General features: G+C 45.3%; 11 protein-coding genes and 2 pseudogenes. 10 read left to right on the plus strand and 3 right to left on the minus strand.

From position 1 onward, the window contains the following. Positions 1-114: 114 nt before the first annotated feature. The 4 genes and pseudogenes from DWV53_RS11710 to proB all read left to right on the plus strand — a co-directional run. Positions 115-897 carry a pyrroline-5-carboxylate reductase family protein gene (locus tag DWV53_RS11710; RefSeq protein WP_118154073.1) on the plus strand — a complete coding sequence of 261 codons (783 nt, stop codon included), beginning with the start codon at positions 115-117 and terminating at the stop codon, positions 895-897. Positions 898-1,093: 196 nt separating this feature from the next. Beyond that, positions 1,094-1,648: a helix-turn-helix domain-containing protein gene (locus DWV53_RS11715; RefSeq protein ID WP_006847542.1), complete on the plus strand. Its 555-nt coding sequence runs from the start codon at positions 1,094-1,096 to the stop codon at positions 1,646-1,648. Between the two features lie 10 nt (positions 1,649-1,658). Further along, complete coding sequence (locus DWV53_RS11720) at positions 1,659-3,317, plus strand: AMP-binding protein (RefSeq protein ID WP_118154075.1); 1,659 nt, start codon at positions 1,659-1,661, stop codon at positions 3,315-3,317. Positions 3,318-3,385: 68 nt separating this feature from the next. Continuing rightward, positions 3,386-4,153: pseudogene (gene proB, locus DWV53_RS11725) on the plus strand (glutamate 5-kinase); the annotation flags it as partial. Positions 4,154-4,206: 53 nt separating this feature from the next. On the opposite strand, the gene DWV53_RS11730 reads toward proB, so the two are convergent. Next, on the minus strand, positions 4,207-8,223 hold the full coding sequence (locus tag DWV53_RS11730; RefSeq protein ID WP_118154078.1) for a hybrid sensor histidine kinase/response regulator transcription factor: 4,017 nt from the start codon (positions 8,221-8,223) through the stop codon (positions 4,207-4,209). Between the two features lie 179 nt (positions 8,224-8,402). On the opposite strand from DWV53_RS11730, the gene DWV53_RS11735 reads away from it, so the two are divergent. The 6 genes from DWV53_RS11735 to DWV53_RS11760 all read left to right on the plus strand — a co-directional run bounded on the left by DWV53_RS11735 (position 8,403) and on the right by DWV53_RS11760 (position 19,590). Beyond that, complete coding sequence (locus tag DWV53_RS11735; RefSeq protein WP_118154081.1) at positions 8,403-9,416, plus strand: glycoside hydrolase family 43 protein; 1,014 nt, start codon at positions 8,403-8,405, stop codon at positions 9,414-9,416. 19 nt (positions 9,417-9,435) lie between these two features. Then, positions 9,436-11,445, plus strand: a complete 2,010-nt coding sequence (locus DWV53_RS11740; protein WP_118154083.1) for a hypothetical protein — start codon at positions 9,436-9,438, stop codon at positions 11,443-11,445. 80 nt (positions 11,446-11,525) lie between these two features. Continuing rightward, the gene (locus tag DWV53_RS11745) at positions 11,526-14,828 is read left to right on the plus strand and encodes a SusC/RagA family TonB-linked outer membrane protein (protein WP_238399609.1); all 3,303 of its coding nucleotides are present in this window, start codon (positions 11,526-11,528) and stop codon (positions 14,826-14,828) included. Between the two features lie 31 nt (positions 14,829-14,859). Next, positions 14,860-16,695: a RagB/SusD family nutrient uptake outer membrane protein gene (locus tag DWV53_RS11750; RefSeq protein ID WP_118154089.1), complete on the plus strand. Its 1,836-nt coding sequence runs from the start codon at positions 14,860-14,862 to the stop codon at positions 16,693-16,695. Positions 16,696-16,722: 27 nt separating this feature from the next. Continuing rightward, entirely contained in the window at positions 16,723-17,757 is a 1,035-nt protein-coding gene (locus DWV53_RS11755) for a family 43 glycosylhydrolase (protein WP_118154092.1), read from the plus strand. Between the two features lie 6 nt (positions 17,758-17,763). Further along, entirely contained in the window at positions 17,764-19,590 is a 1,827-nt protein-coding gene (locus tag DWV53_RS11760; protein WP_118154095.1) for a glycoside hydrolase family 2 protein, read from the plus strand. Between the two features lie 95 nt (positions 19,591-19,685). Here the strand turns inward: DWV53_RS11760 and DWV53_RS16185 are convergent. Both DWV53_RS16185 and DWV53_RS16190 read right to left on the minus strand, forming a co-directional pair. Then, positions 19,686-19,931, minus strand: a pseudogene (locus tag DWV53_RS16185) (IS982 family transposase); the annotation flags it as partial. 289 nt (positions 19,932-20,220) lie between these two features. Next, positions 20,221-20,376: a hypothetical protein gene (locus DWV53_RS16190; protein WP_259318979.1), complete on the minus strand. Its 156-nt coding sequence runs from the start codon at positions 20,374-20,376 to the stop codon at positions 20,221-20,223. Between the last annotated feature and the right edge of the window lie 213 nt (positions 20,377-20,589).

Raw genomic sequence — 20,589 nt, forward strand, 5'->3', positions numbered from 1 at the left:
AAAAAATCGTCAGTAAACAAGCGTACTATCTTAAAAAATCGTCTACAAACTGCTCTTTTTTCTGATAAAAGTAGTATCTTTGCACCGTAATTGCATTTTAACTATAAGACGACAATGAAAATAACAATTATCGGAGCAGGTGCTATGGGCGGTGCCATGGCTGAAGGACTCTTGCAGAGCGAGAAGTTCACTCCATCAGATATTACGGTATCTGACCATAACCAACCAGTATTGGATCACTTCGCAAGCGAAGGAGCCAGCGTAACCCTAGACAACCAGTTGGCTTGCCATGGCGCAGACATTATTTGCGTAGTAGTAAAACCTTGGTGCGTAGAGAAGACATTGAAGGGTATAAAGGATGCACTCGACTACAAGAGTCAGAAACTCGTGGTCGTTGCAGCCGGTGTGCCATCAGCCAACATCAAGGAGTGGTTAGACAAGGATGGTATCACCCCAACCTTCTTCCTCGTGATGCCAAATATCGCCATCGCCTACAAGCAGTCGATGACCTTCATCACTCCTGTAGATGCATCTGCTACAGAAATCCAGCAGATTACAGAAATCTTCGATGAATTGGGCGAAAGCCTCATCATGGAAGAACGTCTCTTCCCAGCAGCTACCGCTATGTCGTGTGCCATCGCTTACGCCATGCGCTATGTAAGAGCCAATGTAGAAGGCGGCGTAGAGATGGGCTTCAAGGCAAAGGATGCCCAGAAGATTGTCTTGCAGACCATCAAGGGTGCCGTAGAGCTGCTTCAGGAAACTGGCGAACACCCAGAGGCTGCCATTGATAAAGTAACAACTCCTGGCGGCTGCACCATCAAGGGCCTCAATACCATGGAACAAGGCGGCTTTACCAGCGCAGTAATCAATGGTTTATTGGCAGGAAAAAAATAAGAAAATGATACAATGAATGCTGCACAGATTACTTTATTTGTGCAGCATTTTCGTTTTTATAAGCACAAAGAGTTTTAAAAACGTAAGTTTTTTGAGCCGTTTTAAATATTTTTCGTATCTTTGCGCTTACATTTCGAAATTGCCTATCAGCAACTGTTCGATGTATTATCAAAGCAAACAATAAAAAGAATATTTTATGGACGAAGCAATCAAACAAATCGGTGAAAGGCTGAAAGGTCTCCGCGAGGTTCTCAATATTCCTGCCGAGGAAATTGCAGAACTGTGCGAAATCAGTCTTGATCATTACCTCAAGATAGAATCCGGTGAGGCGGATCCTTCTGTTTATCGCCTGTCAAAAATCTCAAAGCGATACGGCATCGACCTTGACGTGCTGCTCTTCGGCGAGGAACCTCGCATGAAGGGATACTACGTTACCCGCAAGGGACAGGGACCGGAGATTGACCGCAACAACCAGTATAAATACCAGAGCCTTGCCGTAGGATTCAAGGATAGAAAGGTGAATCCGTTCATGGTACAGGTGGATCCGTTGCCAGGCGACAAGAAACCGAACAAGAACGGACACGACGGACAAGAATATGATTATGTGATAGAGGGACAGCTCGAAGTAACCATCGAAGAAAAAGTGATGGTGTTGAATCCAGGAGACAGCATCTACTTCGACAGTAGAAAGTCGCATTGTTTCCGCTCACTCAACAATGAGCCTGCCAAGTTCCTTTGTATAATTATCTAGAAGAGTAACTATGATCGAGAGATTTCTAAAACAGACAAAATTTACTTCAGAGCAAGACTTCAAGGAGCATCTGGAGTTTATCATACCAGAAGATTTCAACTTTGCCTACGACGTGATGGACGAATGGGCAAAGATCAAACCAGACCACGTGGCACTGCTTTGGGCAAGTGAACGTGGCGAAGAAATCCGTTTTACATACAAGGACCTGAAGGAGCAGAGCGACAAGGCTGCCGCTTACTTCCAGAGTCTCGGCATCGGTCACGATGATAAGGTGATGCTCATTCTGAAGCGTCACTATCAGTGGTGGCTCGCCATGCTCGGTCTCCACAAGTTGGGTGCCGTAGCCATCCCAGCTACCCACATGCTTACCAAGCACGACATCGTTTACCGCAACAATGCAGCAAGCGTGAAGGCTATCATCTGCTGCGGCGATGATTACGTGGTAGAGCAGGTTAATCAGGCTATGCCAGAGAGTCCGACTGTCAAGACATTGATTAGTATCGGTCCGGATATCCCTGAAGGTTTCCACGACTGGATGAAGGAATGGAACGAATGTGCTCCTTTTGTTCGCCCAGAACATGTAAACTCTAATGAGGATACCCTGCTGATGTACTTCACATCGGGAACCACAGGCGAGCCAAAGATGGTGGCACACGATCACCTCTATGCGCTCGGTCATCTGACCACGGGTGTATATTGGCACAATCTCCACGAGAACTCCATCCACCTTACCGTAGCCGATACCGGTTGGGGCAAGGCTGTATGGGGCAAACTCTACGGACAATGGTTTGCCGGAGCCACCGTCTTCGTCTTCGATCACGAGAAGTTTACGGCGGATAAGATCATGCGCCAGATTGAGAAGTATCACATCACCTCTTTCTGTGCCCCTCCTACTATCTACCGCTTCATGATTCAGGAAGATTTCTCTAAGTATGACCTCAGCAGTCTTGAATACTGCACCACAGCGGGCGAGGCTATGAACCCATCCGTGGCAGAGACCTTCCAGAAGCTGACGGGCGTTCAGATTTACGAGGGTTTCGGACAGACCGAGACCACCATGACATTGGGAACCTTCCCTTGGATCAAGCCAAAGCCAGGAAGCATGGGCAAGCCTAACCCACAATATGATGTTCACATCCTTCGCCCAGACATGACGGAATGCGAGGATGGTGAAAAGGGCGAGATTTGCATCCGCATCGGCGACGACAAGCCTATCGGCCTCTTCAAATATTACTATCGTGATGAAAAGCAGACCAAATCGGTTTGGCATGATGGTTTCTATCATACAGGCGATATGGCTTGGCGTGATGAGGAAGGCTACTTCTGGTTTGAGGGAAGAATCGATGACGTGATCAAGAGTTCGGGCTACCGTATCGGTCCTTTCGAGGTAGAGAATGCCCTGATGACTCACCCTGCCGTAGTAGAGTGCGCCATCACCGGTGTGCCAGACCCAATCCGCGGTATGGTAGTCAAGGCAACCATCGTACTGAAGGATGAATACAAGAGTATGGCAGGTCCAGACCTCATCAAGAAGTTGCAGGATCATGTGAAGCACGAGACTGCCCCTTATAAATATCCTCGCATCATCGAATTCGTAGATGAACTGCCAAAGACCATCTCCGGCAAGATTCGAAGAGTAGAGATTCGAGAAAAAGACAATAAAAAATAAAAAAGAATGCGCTGGGAGGGCAGGTTTTGTTTCCTGCCCTCACCCAGTATGTCAACATAAAAGAATTTATGAGACGAATAGTAGTAAAGGTGGGCAGCAACGTACTGACCCGAGAGGATGGACATTTGAACGTAACAAGAATGTCGGCTTTGGTAGACCAACTGGCTTGGTTGAGAAGGCACGACTACGAGGTGATCCTCGTATCTTCTGGTGCCGTAATGGCAGGAAGAGGCGAGCTTCAGGTAGACCACCAGTTGGACAGTGTAGAACAGCGACAGTTGTTCTCTTCGGTAGGTCAAGGCAAGCTGATTAGATTGTATTACGACTTGTTCAGAGAATACAACATCAAGGTGGGACAAGTATTGACCATGAAGGAAAATTTCCTCGCCAAGGAACAATACCAGAACCAAAAGGCTTGTATGGAACTGATGTTGGAGAACGGCGTGCTCCCTATCGTGAATGAGAACGATACCGTGTGCCTCACCGAATTGATGTTCACCGATAATGACGAGTTGTCAGGCTTGATAGCCAGGATGCTGAATGCCGATGCCTTAGTTTTACTTTCCAATGTGGATGGCATTTACAATGGCGACCCATCTCTCCCAACCTCTCGCATCATCCCTTCGGTATATTACGACCGAGATGTGAGCGAATATGTGAGCGATGAGAAGAGCAGCCACGGCAGAGGCGGCATGATTTCCAAATTGAAGACCGCCCAGGATGTAGCCAATGCGGGCATCAAGGTCATCATCGCCAACGGTAACACGCCCAACATCCTCATCGACTTGAAGGAGCATCCCATGGAAACCTTACATACAGAATTTGCACCAAGGCCCCAAATATAAATCTATATTTGGGGCCTTGCCCTTTTATCTGACATAGAGGCTTGTCACGAGTAATCGGATGGTGCCATCCCTTTCATCTTCTTAAACACCTTTGAGAAATAATTAGGGTCAGAGAAGCCACAAGCGTATGCTGTCTCCGACACATTATAACCCTCGGAAAGCATGTGGCAAGCACGTTCTATACGCTTATGACGGATATAGTCACCCATAGAGATATTCATGAGGCTCTTCATCTTGGTATATAAGAGACTCCTGGAAATGCCCATACTAGAAGTGATGTCGTCTATGGAGAAATTAGCATTTTCCAAGTTTACTTCCACCATATCGCTAATGCTCTTGACAAAGTTCTTGTCCAGTTGTGTCAATGTATTGTTGGCTTCAATGGCCTCCTTGCCTCCCTCAACGATCTTCTCTTGGCGATTACGCACCAATCGAAGGATATTACCAATCTGATAACATAGGGCAACAGGGTCAAATGGCTTGGAGATATACACATCCGCACCATCCTTGTAACCGCTCTTGATGTCATCAGGGTCGCTCTTGGCAGTCAACAGAATGACAGGAATATGCGATGTAGCCATATTACTTTTCAGCATGTTGCAAAGTTCATTACCTGTCATCCTAGGCATCATCACGTCTGATACCACCATTTCAATGTCCTGTCGAGAGATGGCAATATTCCAAGCCTCCTGTCCGTCTTTCGCCGTAACGACATGATATTCCTTGCCCAACAAATCAGCCAAGAACTTCAACATGTCCGCATTATCCTCCACAACCAATAAGGTATGCATGCCTTCGCCAACTTCTTTTTCTTTTGAAAGCTGTGTCACAACACCATCTTGGGAATCTACACTCAAAGGCTCTGCCTTGCTGACATAATCCTTCACGGTAACCAATTCTTTGTCAGATGAGATCTTGTCTTTTTCAGTAAATGCGTCTTCTGCCACATCAATCCATACCGTGAAAGTACTACCCTTTCCCAATTCACTATCCACAGCAACACTACCCTTATGAATCTCTGCCAAGCGACGAACCAAAGACAAGCCGATACCCCAGCCTTTACTATTGGCATTAAAGCCACGCTTGGTTTGATAATATCGCTCAAAGATATTAGCGATTTCTTCTTTCATGATGCCAATGCCCGTGTCGGCAACTTCCATCTTCAGGAACAAGTCGGGAAACTCTAGCTTCCGCACCATCTCCGCCCCAATGGTAATGACACCACCAGTGGAAGTAAACTTCATCGCATTCGACATCAAATTGTTGAGGATATGCTCTATATAAGAAGGTGAGAACCATCCATCCTCACCATTATCAATGATATGAATCTCCAGTTTGAGCTGTTTTGCGGAAACCACCTCCTTGAAATTGGCAGCCACCATGGCTACAAATTCCACAGGATTGCCTTGTTGTACATAAAATGGGAAGTTGTCGGACTCTATCTTGTTGAATGTCACCAACTCATTGATCATGTGCTCCATCTTGGTAGCATTACGTATCGCCATATCGAGCGAAGTCTTAGCCTCATCACTGAGTTGTGAGACGGCAATCGTCTTCAAAGGGGCTTTAATCAGTGCCAACGGCGTCTTCAACTCATGAGAGACCATCGTAAAGAAGTTGGACTTCATCTTATCCACCTCCTTCACCTTTTCCTTCTCCAAACTCACATACTTGATTTCCGCCTTTTCCTTCATTCGCATATTATAGAAAGCGATAGTTCCAATAGCTACACCACACAGAAGAAGCAAATAGATGAATATCGCTAGATTGGAGCGATAGAACGGAGCCTCAACAACAATATCCAAGACCCGCTCACTCATGTTGTCTTCTTTCATGATGCCATTGTTGGCCCTTACATGGAGGCGATAGTTGCCTGGCTGAAGCAGATAACCATTAAATCGGTGCTCCGTACCCACATCTCGCCAATCCTTGTCTATGCCATCCACCTTAATCTGATACCTCACATTCTCCATACAGCCTGGCATGACGACACCATATTCTATGGAGAACGACTTTGCCTGGTCATTGCTCAAGACGATCTCGTCGGTACAGTCTAGGCGAGTCTTGAGTGGGGAGTCTTCACTTGCCACACTCATGAGCTTGTTGTTGATGTAAAGCTGCTTGAAATGTATTTGATAATGAATGGCCTTATCCACTATCTTTTGAGGATAGAAAGTTAGCAGTCCATCAAAGGTACCCATCATCATAAAGCCCCGTGGAGAGTAATAAGATGAGGTAAAGTTAAACTGATTGACTGGTAGCTCTGCATTCGCAGAAAAGCAACGCGTGCTTCCATCCACGAGATGATAGCGATAGAGACCGCGATCCGTACCAATCCACAAACAATGATTGGCATCCTCGACAATGCTACAAATCGTGCATTCCTGCGGAAGTCCACAAGAAGCATGCTTTATCTTCTGCTTGTCGTTAACATTTAGATAAAACATTCCGCAGTTGTTGGTGCCAATCCAAATTCTCTTTTGAGAATCTTCAAATACGACGATAATATAATTATCCGTCAACCCACAATGGCTTTCCTTACTGTAGCGTATCACCTTGCCATGGTCTATGCAGAAAAGGCCATAAGAAGTAGTTGACGCCCACAAGCGATGCTTGCTATCCTCAAAAAGCGAATAGATGAACACATGGTCAAGAAGTTGGTGACCTATCTTGCGGAAGACATTGTACTTGGCATCATAATAGCGTAGACCATCCATGGTAGCGACCCAAATCCTACCATTCGAAGTCTTACAGACATCAAAGATTCCCGCCGATGTGATGCCATTCGTATAATAATATTGCGAATATTGATGTGTTCCTAATTGATAACGGAACAATCCATTGAAGCGTGAGCCTATCCACATGTCACGAGACACAGGGTCATAATAAAGACTATGCACATTGGAACCTAGCGTTGGGATGCTCGTAAAAGGAGTAAAGACATGGTTCTGCATATCATAGATGAAGACCCCATTATCCTCAGTAGCAATCCAAAACAATCCGCCCTCCGCCTCAACTATTGAGCGAGGAATACGTGCATTGAATGCCCCAGGTTTGCCATTGGCATAATCATGCATAAACCAAGAGTTGCGCTTGACCAAGTAATCCACGCCTCCGAAATAGGAGCCAATCCAGATATTATCCTCCTTGTCCGACAAGATACTATAGATAGCATTATCCGTCAAACTGTTCGACTTATTAGGCTCTTTTTTGATTCTCTCTATATGCCCATCAGGAGCAATCACGGCAATACCCATCTCCGTGCCTAGCCAGATGTTATGGCGCTTGTCCTCGGTGATGGTTCGCACAATTCCTCCCGTAAGCCATTTCGCTTCATACTTCACTTCCTTACCAGTGGCAAGAGTGACGCATGCCAATCCCCCATTGTCACATCCAATCCACAAGCGTTGACGAGAATCCACATAAAGTGGCTTGATGGTGTTTTGCTCTATGCTCGAATTTCCCAAACCATCCAATTTGTGAAGATTTATCTTGGATAGCGTTGCATTAAAAGAAAAGACAGCCTTGTTGGTAGATACAAAGATATTACCCTTACCGTCCCTTGCCATGGAGGCGATGGCTCCATAGTTGAGAGACGGATAAACGGAGAAGGCATCCGTTTTCTTGTCATAGACAAAGAGCTTGTCATGGCCCGTTAGGATTCGACCATCTTTCGTTTCCACGAAACTTGTGCAATACCCCTTGACATTACCATAATTTTGGAAGTCGTCCGTTTTGGAGCGATAACGGCTCACACCATTTTCGGTAGCAACCCACAAGTTCTTCTTGGAATCCAAAAACATTCCATGAACGAAATTATGTATCAACGAATGTGCCATTCCTTCTTGATGGTGATAAGTCTGCACATTATAACCATCAAACTTGGCCAACCCATTTCGGGTACCAATCCAGATATATCCATCGGCATCTTGCACGATGGCTTCCACTTGTTGATTAGGCAAGCCATTAGAGGTATTGAGATGTCGAAAGCCGAAGTCCAAGGCCCATGCTGACCATGTATTGACTACAGAAAAAACTAATGTCAAGAGTATTTGTTTCATCTATGTTACTTTTATTTCAAGTGCAAATATAACCTTTTTTATTGGTAATCCTGCACTTTTTACAAGTATTTTTGACCAGACTAGACAGAATTACCCATATCCAAGACGATATTACCCATGATGGCTTAAAATATTATGTACTTTTGCAATCGAAATTAACAATCTAATTATTTATAACGATGTACAAAAGAACAACCATCCTTTCAGCACGGCTACTCTCTACATGCATGGCCTCCCTATTCATGATACCATCTTGTAGTTCAAACGAGCCACAATATCCTGAGATCAACAATAAAGATAATAATAAGGAGAAAAAGACTATCTTGACAGAAGCCGACCCTACCATCTTCAGAGACACCGATGGCACCTATTATTTATATGGCACAGGAGCTCAATCCGACAAAGGCTTCTATGTCTATCAGTCGAAGGATCTCAAGGAATGGTCTGGACCTGTTGGCAAGGAAAACGGCTTTTGCCTCACGAGCAACACTTCGTTCGGAACCACAGGTTTTTGGGCGCCACAAGTAGCCAAACGAGGCGACACCTACTATATGTTCTATACAGCCAATGAACAAATTGCTGTAGCCACAGCCCCATCTCCATTGGGACCATTCAGTCAACCCAACAAGCAGATGATTCAAGCACCTTGCAAGACTATTGACCCCTACGTATTGTTTGACAACGACGGAAAGGTGTATCTTTATCATGTAAGACTTCAAAACGGCAATCGCATCTATGTAGCCGAGATGACAGACGACCTTAGCTCCATCAAGGAAGAAACCGCCAAGGAATGCATCAGCGCCAGCTTGCCATGGGAAGATACCGAACAAGTGGCATGGAAAGTGACAGAAGGCCCAACGGTTTTGCATATCGGCGACACCTATTATATGTTCTATTCCGCCAACGACTTTCGTAACATTGATTATGCAGTGGGCATAGCCACAGCCGATAATCCATACGGACCATGGACCAAGCAGAATGCACCTATCATCTCACGAACTAATATCGGGTATTACGGAACAGGACATGGAGATGCTTTTCTAGATGATGCAGGCAAGTGGAAGTACGTATTCCACACGCACCAAAGCTTCACGGAGGTAGCTCCTCGCAAGACCGCTCTCGTAGGATTGAACTTCAAGAATGGTAGTTTTACCATCGAAGAGAATACGTTCACCTATTTATATAAGAAATAACTCTAACTATTATACAACTATGTACAGACGAACATTACTTACAGTGGCACTCACAGTTGTCACACTATGTTCCAATGCTCTTGATGTCAAGACGAAGATTAGCATCAAGCAGCCAGGCAATCCTGCCGTCACCTATTCACTGAAGGAGGATGCCGGACAATTGGTATCAGCAAATGGCTCTGCCTTGCCTATCGAAATCAAGCAACAAGTAACCAATGACGGCAAAGACCAAATCTACCAGGTTACGCTGACGGCACGACAAACAGCCTTCTACAACTTCGAAGCCAGCCTCAACACGGGTTTGCCTTCCAATGGCAGCGAGTTCTACTTGCCTGGTTTCTGGTATCACCTAAACCTTCGCTCTCCTAAGGAGGCGCCAGCCTTCCACACCTCGAAGAGTTGGAATTTCAGAGAAGATCGCCTATCATCCCCGATGACCAGCGCCTTCAATGAGAGTGAGAAGAAATCCATAGCCGTCATGCGCTGCCTTGACAGTTCCAGTGAGACCCTGACCACCCATACAAGCGGGGAAGTCATCCTCAGTGGAGAAACCTCCTTGGGATATCTCGGTTTCGACAGCGAGCACAACGACGTTGCCCTTACCTTTGGTTATCCTTATATAGAGACCCCAAAGCGCTATATCCGAAAACTAACACTTATCGCTCCAATCTTCACATACGCAAAGCTAGAAAAAGGAAAGAGCAAGACCATCTCTTGGAGAATTATCGATGGCTCTGCCAACAATTATGGAGAACATGTAACCAACATGTGGAAGAAATGCTTTGACATCTACAATCCACAACCTCTGACTCCGCTCTTCGGACCAGACGAAATGAAAAAAGGATTATGCAACTATTTCAGACGCTCTTACATAGACCGTTATCCATTGAAATATCATTCAGGACATACATTGCTCACTTATGATTGCAAGCCATATCCTGCCATGCAGATTGGTTTCTGCGGAAGAGTATTGCTCAATGCCTTCAACGCAATAGAATATGGAGAGCAACATCAGGAGAAAGACTTGGTGAACATGGGAAATGAAATTTTTGAGAGTTTCCTACAACATGGTTTCACCAGTGCAGGCTACTTCTATGACGATGTGAACTTCAACAAGGGTTTCCCTACCGAAGAGAAAGTTGTTCACTCCATTCGTCAACAGTCAGAAGCAGTATATGCCATCCTCTTGTACCTGAAATACGAGAAGAGCCAAGGACGCAAGCATACAGAATGGGAGAATCACATCAAGAAGATCCTGGATGGTTTCATCAAGCTACAGAAGAAGGACGGCAACTTTGCCAGAAAGTTCCACGACGACGGTTCCGATATAGACGCCTCAGGTGGAAGCACTCCTTCTGCCACATCAGCCTTGGTGATGGGCTATCGTTACTTTGGCAAGAAGCAATACCTTGAGGCAGCTCGCCGAACCATCGACTATCTGGAGAAAAACATCATTTCAAAGAGTGACTATTTCTCCTCAACCCTCGATGCCAACTGCGAGGACAAAGAAGCTGCCATATCTGCCGTCACTGCCAACTACTACATGGCATCCGTGACCAAGGGTAAGGAACGTCAACGCTACATCGACCTTTGCCAGAAAGCAGCCTACTTCGCCCTGTCATGGTACTACCTATGGGATGTACCTTTTGCGCAAGGTCAAATGCACGGCGACTTAGGTCTCAAGACCCGTGGATGGGGTAACGTATCTGTAGAAAACAACCACATCGATGTATTCGTCTTTGAGCTGCCTCACATCGTCAAATGGTTGAGCAAGCAAGTGAACGAGCCAAGATTCCAGCAGATCTACGATGTCATCTTCACCTCACTCTCACAATTGATGCCTACCAAGGAGCGCAACTGTGGCATTGCCGTACCAGGCTTCTATCCAGAGGTGGTACAGCACACAACTTGGGACTACGGTATGAACGGCAAGGGATTCTACAACAATTACTTCGCCCCAGGCTGGACAGTAGCATCACTGTGGGAAATGTACTCACCAAACCGTACTGACAACTTCCTCAAAAAATAAGAGGAAGTCCATCATGTATGAATTATCTAACGTTTAAGACCTGCTCAAAAGGCAGTCACTACCAAATACAAAAAGAGAATATGAAAAAGAATTTGTTACTAACAAGCATTGCTCTCATGTCTATTGCATCCGCAATGGCAGAAGGAGCATCGACGCCAAACAAGTATTTTACACATTCTGCAGCCATTCTTCAGCAGAAAGCAACGGCAAGTGGAAAAGTTCTCGACACCAATGGAGAGCCTCTCATCGGCGTAACCATCATGGAAGAGGGAACACAAAATGGAACTGTAACAGGACTAGATGGCAGTTTCTCTCTCAACATGACGAAAAGCAATGCGATGCTTAAGTTCTCGTATATTGGATTCACGGATGTCAAGTTGCCTGCTGCCAACAACCTAACTGTTACCATGAAAGAAGAGCAGAATGCTCTGAATGAAGTCGTGGTTGTAGGTTATGGCACCCAAAAGAAAGTAAACCTTACAGGATCTGTTGTATCAGTAGATCTTGCCAAAGAAACCAACTCCCGTCCTGTCACCACCGCAGCGCAGGCTCTGCAAGGTATGGCTGCCGGTCTCGATATCATCCAAGGCTCAGGAAAACCTGGCGAGGAGAACTTCTCTGTCAATATCCGTGGTGTTGGAACTATGAACGATGCTAGCCCTTTGGTATTAGTTGATGGTATGGAAATGAGCTTGTCTGAAATTAATCCGATGGATATTGAAAGTATCTCTGTATTGAAAGATGCCGCCTCTTGTGCCATCTATGGTAACAGAGGTGCCAATGGTGTCATCTTGGTTACCACCAAGAGTGGAACAGAAGGTAAGATCAACATCAGCTATTCTGGTCGTTTATCCATCAACTCACCTTCCAAGCTCATTCGTTTCATGTCCAACTATGCCGACTACATGTCTATCGTCAACGAAGCTTGTGAGAACATTGGCACTGCTGGCAAATATCCAGAATCTGTGATCCAGCAATGGCGTGACGCAGAGGCAAATCCAAACGGATTGGCAGAGTCGGGCTATCCTAACTACGTGGCATACCCAAACACAGATTGGTATGACGAGATCTATCAGACCAAGGTGATGCAGGAGCATTCCATCTCTTTGTCAGGAAAAGACACACGCACTCGCTATAACTTGGGCTTGACTTATCTTGACAACCCTGGTATGATTGTACGCTCAGGCATGAAGAGGTACTCCATCAACTTGAAGTTGATTTCAGACGTTACCAACTGGCTCCAAGTTGGTGCTCAAGTATGGGGTTCTCATTCCGATAAAGATAGAAACAACGTAGATGCATTAAGCAGCTGGGATTTCTTGAAGACCGTACCTGGCATTTATCCTTATTACGATGGCAAATATGGTGGCATCGAGACTTCCGTGGAAGATGGAGCCGCTCACAACCCATTATTATTTCTCAATGGCCAAGGCGACAGCTACAAGAAGACGACACATGCCTACTCCACTGCGTATGCACAAATCAAGTTCCTCAAGGACTTTACGTTCAAGACCAACTTTGGATATGATTTCTACAATACACGCCATAAACTGACAGAGGGTAGCAATGAGAGCTTCAGTTTCAGCAGAAACGAAGTGGTTAGCTCTGCCACATCATTGGAGACTTTGGCTGGATACATGTATTACAACCACTACTACAACTGGAAGTGGACCAACACCCTCAACTGGAACCACACTTTCGCCCAAAAACATGACGTAGGTGCACTCGTCGGTTTTGAGGAAGGCAAGAATAGCAATGGTAATACTGATGTAAAGAAGATGGGTATGATAGACCAAACCATCAGCGACCTGAACACCCTGACTTCAGCAGAATACATCAAAGGTTCTTTCACTGGATATACTTATCGTTCATGGTTTGGACGTCTGAACTATGCCTACGATTCTCGTTACCTCTTTGAGGCCAATGCCCGCTATGATGGTTCATCTCGCTTCTCTCCAGACAACCGCTGGGGTTTCTTCCCTTCAGCATCAGCTGGATGGCGTATCAGTGAGGAAAACTTTGCCAAGAATTCTTTCCTCAGTGCATTTGACAACTTGAAGCTCAGAGTATCATACGGTAAGTTGGGTAACTCTTCGGTTGACAACTATGCATACCAATCTTGGTATGAGACTGGTTACACAATCATGGGCGGCAAAAAGGTTCCTCGTTTCTACCTGAACAAGTTACCAAACATGAATGTGACATGGGAAACAACCAAGACCTTTAATGTGGGTATAGACTTCGCCACCTTGAACAATCGCCTGTCTGGTGTACTCGACTACTATGACAAGCGAACCACTGGCATTCTCTATCGACCAACCATCGGTCTCGTATTTGGTGACAAGCAAGCGCCATTGCAAAACCTTGCCAGTGTAAGCAACCAAGGTTTCGAGGCTACACTCCGTTGGGAAGACAAGGTGGGCAAAGTAACTTACGGTGTTGCAGTAAACGGCTCCTGGAACAAGAACCGCGTCACCAAGTATAAGGGAAAGCTCGTTCAGGGTTGGGGTGCAAACCCTAACGACCCAGATGCTTATTACTCTAATCTCGGTGAGGTGTCATCTGGAGGCAACCAGCGCTTGTTGGAAGGCCACATGATGAACGAGTTCTATGTATATCCTATCTATTCTGGTAAAGGCAATTATTACGACGCCAGTGGTGCTGTCGATCCTAACGGTGGTCCTAAAGACGGTATGATACGCACAGAGAAAGACTTGAAATGGGTGCAAGACATGATTGCAGCTGGCTATAGTTTCGAGCCTCAGCATAATGTTTCCAAGAATGCCATCTGGTATGGTGAGTATATCTATGCTGATACCAACGGAGATAAGGTATATGGTGGCAACTACGACCAGAAGTTCACCGGCAAGTCTATGGTTCCTAAGTTCAACTTTGGTATCCAGATGCACGCAGAATGGAATGGCTTCGACCTCTCCATGAACTGGGGTGGTGCTACAGGTTTCTCTACTTACTGGAGAGAGATTGGTCAAAACTCAACCAACGTCGTATTCGGTTTATCTGTTCCTCAGTGGATTGCCAACGATCACTATTTCTACGATCCAGAGAATCCAACCGACCCTCGTACCAACCTCACCTCCAAGAACCCACGTATGTCTTTGGAGAACCCAAGTATGAGTGACGCACTTGACAACACCTTCCATCTCTATAATTGCGATTTCATCAAGTTGCGTAACCTCACCATTGGTTATACACTTCCAAAGAATATCTCGAAGCGTATCTATGCAGAGAACCTTCGCATCTACTTCTCAGGTGAGAACCTCTGGACGATTACAGACTTCCCTGGCCTCGACCCAGAGACTCGTTCTGGAGAAGGTTATGCAACCATGCGCCAAATTTCTTTTGGACTTAACGTAACATTCTAAATTATAAAATATCAGCAATATGAAAACGAATATGAAGAAACATATATTAGGTGGCCTATTGATGGTTGCTGCTGGAACTGCTTTTACAGCTTGCTCATCCGACTTTCTAGACACCCAGCCAACCGACCGTGTAGGTACCGACCTTGTTTGGAGCACATACGACATGGCCAATGCTGTAGTAAACGGAGCATACGAGCGTTTCTATTATGAGAATGGATATGAGACACCAGACTGGCAGAACTTCGATGCCGCAACCGATGTTTGCGACCTTGATGCCAACTGGGGAGGCTATGATTGGTGTCGTGCACGTTGCAATTCTATCTATTGGGGGTTCAGCGCCATGTGGAAGAGATTGTATGAGGAAATCTATCGTACTAGCAATGTCATCTGCAACCTTGACAAGTGTGAGAGCATGTCGAAAGAAGAGCGTGCCAGAGACATCGCAGAATGCAAGTTCTTGAGAGCTTGGACATATTATCGTGCCAACGTGTTCTGGCGTGGCGTACCTATCTATACAGAGCCTGTGGAATATGGCCAAGACACCAAAGGTCGCAACACGGAGGCAGAAGTATGGGAGCAAGTCATCAAAGACTGCACCGATGCCATCGAAGAGCCTAACTTGCCTAACAAGTATTCCACATCTGATTCCAACTATGGTCGTGTAACGAAAGCTTGCGCCTACTATCTGCGTGGCCAAGTATATATGTGGCTGAAGCAATGGGACAAAGCTGTTGCCGACTTCAAGGCTATCACTACCATGGGCTTTAAGTTGTTCCCAGACTATAAGAACATGTTCAAGGCAGCTAACGAGCGAAACGATGAGTACATCTTCCAATATCAGTATTCTGAAGAAGATGGCATGGGATCCTTGTTGGCACGTACACAGGGTAACCGTGTCACTTATACCGCTGATGGATTTGGCTGCTGGAACAACTTGATTCCCAACCCATACTTCGTTGACTCATACGAGTATGCCAACGGTAAGCCTTTCAAAATGGACGAGGCCATTCCTGGTTACTCTAGCATGACACCAAAGGAACGTTCCGTATATTTCCTCCGCAATGGACTTGACCCTAACTCAAGTGACGCCAAGTTGAAAGCCGCTTATGAACAAATGGTGACATACGGATCAGACATGAGCAAGTATGACAAGAATGGCAATGAGGAGAGAATTCTCAAGATTTACCAGGACAGAGACCCTCGTATGTTGATGAACTTCATCACTCCTTACTCTACTTATAAAGGTGGTGCTACCGCCGACTGCTGGGACTATACCCTCCGTTGGCCTTACATCGGCTCAGACAATGCCGCTCCTTACGACTTGCGTACCGATACCAACGACCGTTTCTACTATCTCTGGCGTAAGTACGTACCAGAAGGAAGAGAGATGAAGAATGGTTTGAACAGCGATATTGATACTCCGATCTTCCGTTATGCAGGAGCACTCTTGTCTTTGGCAGAAGCCTTAAATGAGACTGGGCAGACAGATGAAGCCATTAAATACGTCAATATGGTTAGAGGTCGTATTCCAGGATTGGCATTGCTAAACAGCAACGAATGGAGCCAAGTGTCAGGACAAGACGACCTGAGAGAACGCATTCGCAATGAATACGGATGGGAGCTCTGCGGAGAAGGACAGCTCTACTGGAAACAGATTCGTTGGGATACTTGGATGGACCGTAAGATCGGTACCAACCGTACGACTGTCAGCGATCCTGCCCAGTTGAATGGTGCCAATGGTATGACTGAGATTTGGGGAACCAAGCGCTATACCAACGGATATATGGGTGAGCATGCCAAAGTGTTTGCCATCCCACAATCAGAGATAGAGCGTAATCCTAACCTGACCCAGAACCCAGGTTGGTAATTGTAATCAAGAATTCCAGAACAGACAATGAATAAAAATATGATAAGTTGTTTAGGTTTATGTATTGTGTTCGGTCTTACTACTACAAATTGCTCGGTGTCGAATGACATCGAGCAATCACCAACTCCCGAACAGCCAAAAGTTGCTAAATACCATAATCCCATCGTTTCGACTTCACTCCCTGACCCAACTGTGACGAAGGCGGACGATGGCTATTTCTATTTGTATGCCACGGAGGACATACGCAATCTCCCAATCTATCGCTCCAAAGACTTGGTCAACTGGAACTATGTAGGTACAGCTTTCACTGATAGCTCACGCCCACAATGGAATCCGCAAGGTGGTATTTGGGCCCCAGACATCAATGTCGTGAATGGACGCTACATGCTCTATTACTCCAAATCAGAATGGGGAGGAGAATGGACTTGCGGTATTGGCATCGCCTCCGCCACCTCTCCTCAAGGCCCTTTCATCGACCATGGAGCCTTGTTCATCAGTCAAGACATTGGCATACAGAACTGCATAGATCCTTTCTATATAGAGGATCATGGAAAGAAATACTTGTTTTGGGGCTCCTTCCATGGCATCTTTGGTGCAGAATTAACGGAAGATGGACTCGCCCTCAAGCCAGGCACAAAACCTGTACAAGTAGCAGGCAACCAGATGGAAGCCACCTATATCCATAAACATGGTGACTACTATTATCTCTTTGGCTCTGCAGGAACTTGTTGTGAGGGAGTCAACAGCACCTATCAAGTCATCTATGGACGTTCCAAGAACCTCTTTGGTCCTTACACAACGAAAGAAGGAAAGAATATGCTTGATGGAGCTTACGATGTACTGCTACATGGCAGCAACTTGGTTGCAGGTCCAGGACACAATGCTGAGTTTATCACCGATGACAAACAACAAGACTGGATGATCTATCATGGATTCTTAAGATCCGACCCAGACGGGGGCCGCCTACTCTTCATGGACAAGGTGGAATGGATCAACGACTGGCCGCAAGTGGCTGGCAACATAACATCCATAGAAAGTAACAAACCCTTTTTTAAAAATTAAAGGCAAATGAAAAAGAACGCATTAATCTGGCTATTTTTAGCTTTGATGAGCTTGACCGCCACTGCCAAAGCTCCCAACTCTCCGTGGAAACCTGCAGGAGACAAGATCAAGACAAAATGGGCTGAGACCTTGGATCCCAACCATGTGTTGCCCGAATATCCCCGCCCTATCATGGAACGCTCCAACTGGGCTAACTTAAATGGACTTTGGGAATACGCCATCCAACCAATCGGACAAAAAGAGCCACAAGCCTTTGAGGGCAAGATTTTAGTCCCTTTTGCCGTGGAATCAAGTCTATCTGGTGTACAAAAGCAAGTTGGCAAAGATAAGGAACTCTGGTATAAGCGCACGTTAACGGTTCCGTCATCTTGGAAGGGCAAGACGGTATTGCTGCATTTTGGAGCAGTCGATTGGAAGACTGAGGTCTATCTGAATGACATTAAAATCGGCTCACATACGGGTGGATATACTCCATTCTGTTTCGACATCACACATTATCTCAAGCCGGGAAATCAGAAGCTGGTGGTAAAAGTGTGGGACCCGACAACGGATGGTTACCAACCTGTAGGAAAGCAAAATGCAAATCCTAATGGCATCTGGTACACCCCTGTTACTGGTATCTGGCAAACCGTATGGATGGAGCCTGTCAACAACAAGCATATCACCCATATCGAATCAACTCCAGACATTGACTCTCAAAAGTTGACCGTTCATGTTGCTACGGAAGGAACTACTTGGGGAGACCTTGTTGACATTCAGGTCAAAGACGGAAACACTGTTGTTGCCAATGCCAAAGGTGCTGTAGGTCAACCTGTAGATATCTCCATTGAGAATCCTAAGCTATGGTCGCCAGAATCTCCTTCGCTATATGATGTGGAGGTAAAACTATTCAGTGGCGGAAAATTGCAAGACAAAATAAAGAGTTATGCTGCCATGCGAAAGATCTCAACCCAAAGAGATGGTAATGGCATCGTTCGTTTACAGCTGAACAACAAGGATTATTTCCAGTTTGGTCCATTGGATCAAGGATGGTGGCCTGACGGTTTATATACAGCGCCTACGGATGAGGCACTCCGCTATGACATACAAAAAGCCAAAGACTTCGGTTTCAATATGATTCGCAAGCATGTGAAGGTAGAACCAGCACGCTGGTACACCTATTGCGACCAATTAGGAATCTTGGTTTGGCAAGACATGCCTAGTGGAGACAAATCACCTCAATGGCAGAATCACCAGTACTTCAATGGTTCCGAATTGATACGTTCCGCAGAATCCGAAGCCAACTACAAGAAGGAATGGAAAGAAATCATGGATTGCCTGCGTTCTTATCCTTCCATTGTTACATGGGTTCCATTCAATGAAGCATGGGGACAGTTCAAGACGGTCGAAATAGCAGAATGGACCAAGAAATATGATACTTCTCGCTTGGTGAACCCTGCCAGTGGTGGCAATTTCTATCATACAGGAGACATGCTCGACCTTCACAACTACCCAGGTCCTGAAATGTATCTAGCCGATGGAGAAAGGCCTACAGTTCTAGGAGAATATGGAGGCATTGGCTTACCTATCAAAGGGCATCTTTGGCAAGCAGACAAGAACTGGGGATATGTTCAGTTCAAGAATGCAAAGGAAGTTACCGACGAGTACGTGAAGTATGCCGAAAAGCTTAAGAAATTGGCTCACACAGGTTTTTCTGCTGCCGTCTATACCCAGACCACGGATGTGGAAGGAGAAGTGAATGGCTTAATGACATACGACCGTAAAGTGATTAAGGTGGAAGAAGATAGAGTAAGAAAAGTAAATCAAGAAATCTGTCATCTATTCAATCAATAATGTTTTTCTTAGTGGAAGGAAGGGAAGGCTTGAACTCATAAGCCTTCCCTTTTCGTCTTAATATACTCTTCATGTTTAGTTTTTACCCCAGTTCATCTTCCAAAAGCCTGCAAGTTCAGGAAGAACATCATCTGGAAGAAAACTCTTCCTTCCAACTCCACAAAGCGATTGTATGATACAGCTGTTGGAAACTCTTTCTTCAATACAAGCTTTATAAATGAGAGATAATAATGCTTGAAATTACGATAACTCCCGAAGTGAAACAACAGAAAGACACCCTTTCCTTTGGCTAGGTAATTCCCGCTATTAGGGCTTACTAGGGACTTGCACCCATTAGACAATGCTCATGCCGAGCATACAATACAAGCTCTACTTGCCAAATAAGGAAGACCTAAGAAGAGAGATAGAGCGACAAAAGGAGTTGTACCTCATGGCGCATCCTGACAAATAAGATATAAAATCGCCAAGGGAACATCAGACAAACATAGAGAAGTTTATATCATTTCTTAGCCCAGTATATACTTTCTGGGCTTTTTATTTGTTCTATTCAGAAAAAAGCCGTATCTTTGCCATTACAAAAAAGTTGTTACATAAAATATGTAATGGCGCATGAAACTAGGCAACAAGAAATTAGTGAATCCTTTCATCTATCACCACCACAGACTTCTTGCCTATTATCGTCTTTAGCATTGTAGATGAAACGTTCTCAAACAAGTTGCGCACATCCTGCTCATCGCCATTAAGCCACAGCACGTCGTCACGCCTTGTCAGCAAGTTTTTCAGCATAGTAGTCTTGCCTACTTGACGTGCTCCAAATAAGACTATTGCCTTGTCCCATTCTACCTCCTATAATTGACTCTAAATATCTATTAATCATTTTTTTTATTTCATTGTTAAGATGGTGCAAAAGTACATACTTTCGTTGGGAAATCCAAACAAAACAACACTTTTATGGAATCCTCAAATCCGCAACCTATAGGGTTTAGTGGGATTTTGCTT

The organism is Segatella copri (genome assembly GCF_003465495.1).
Taxonomy (GTDB): Bacteria; Bacteroidota; Bacteroidia; order Bacteroidales; family Bacteroidaceae; genus Prevotella; species Prevotella copri_G.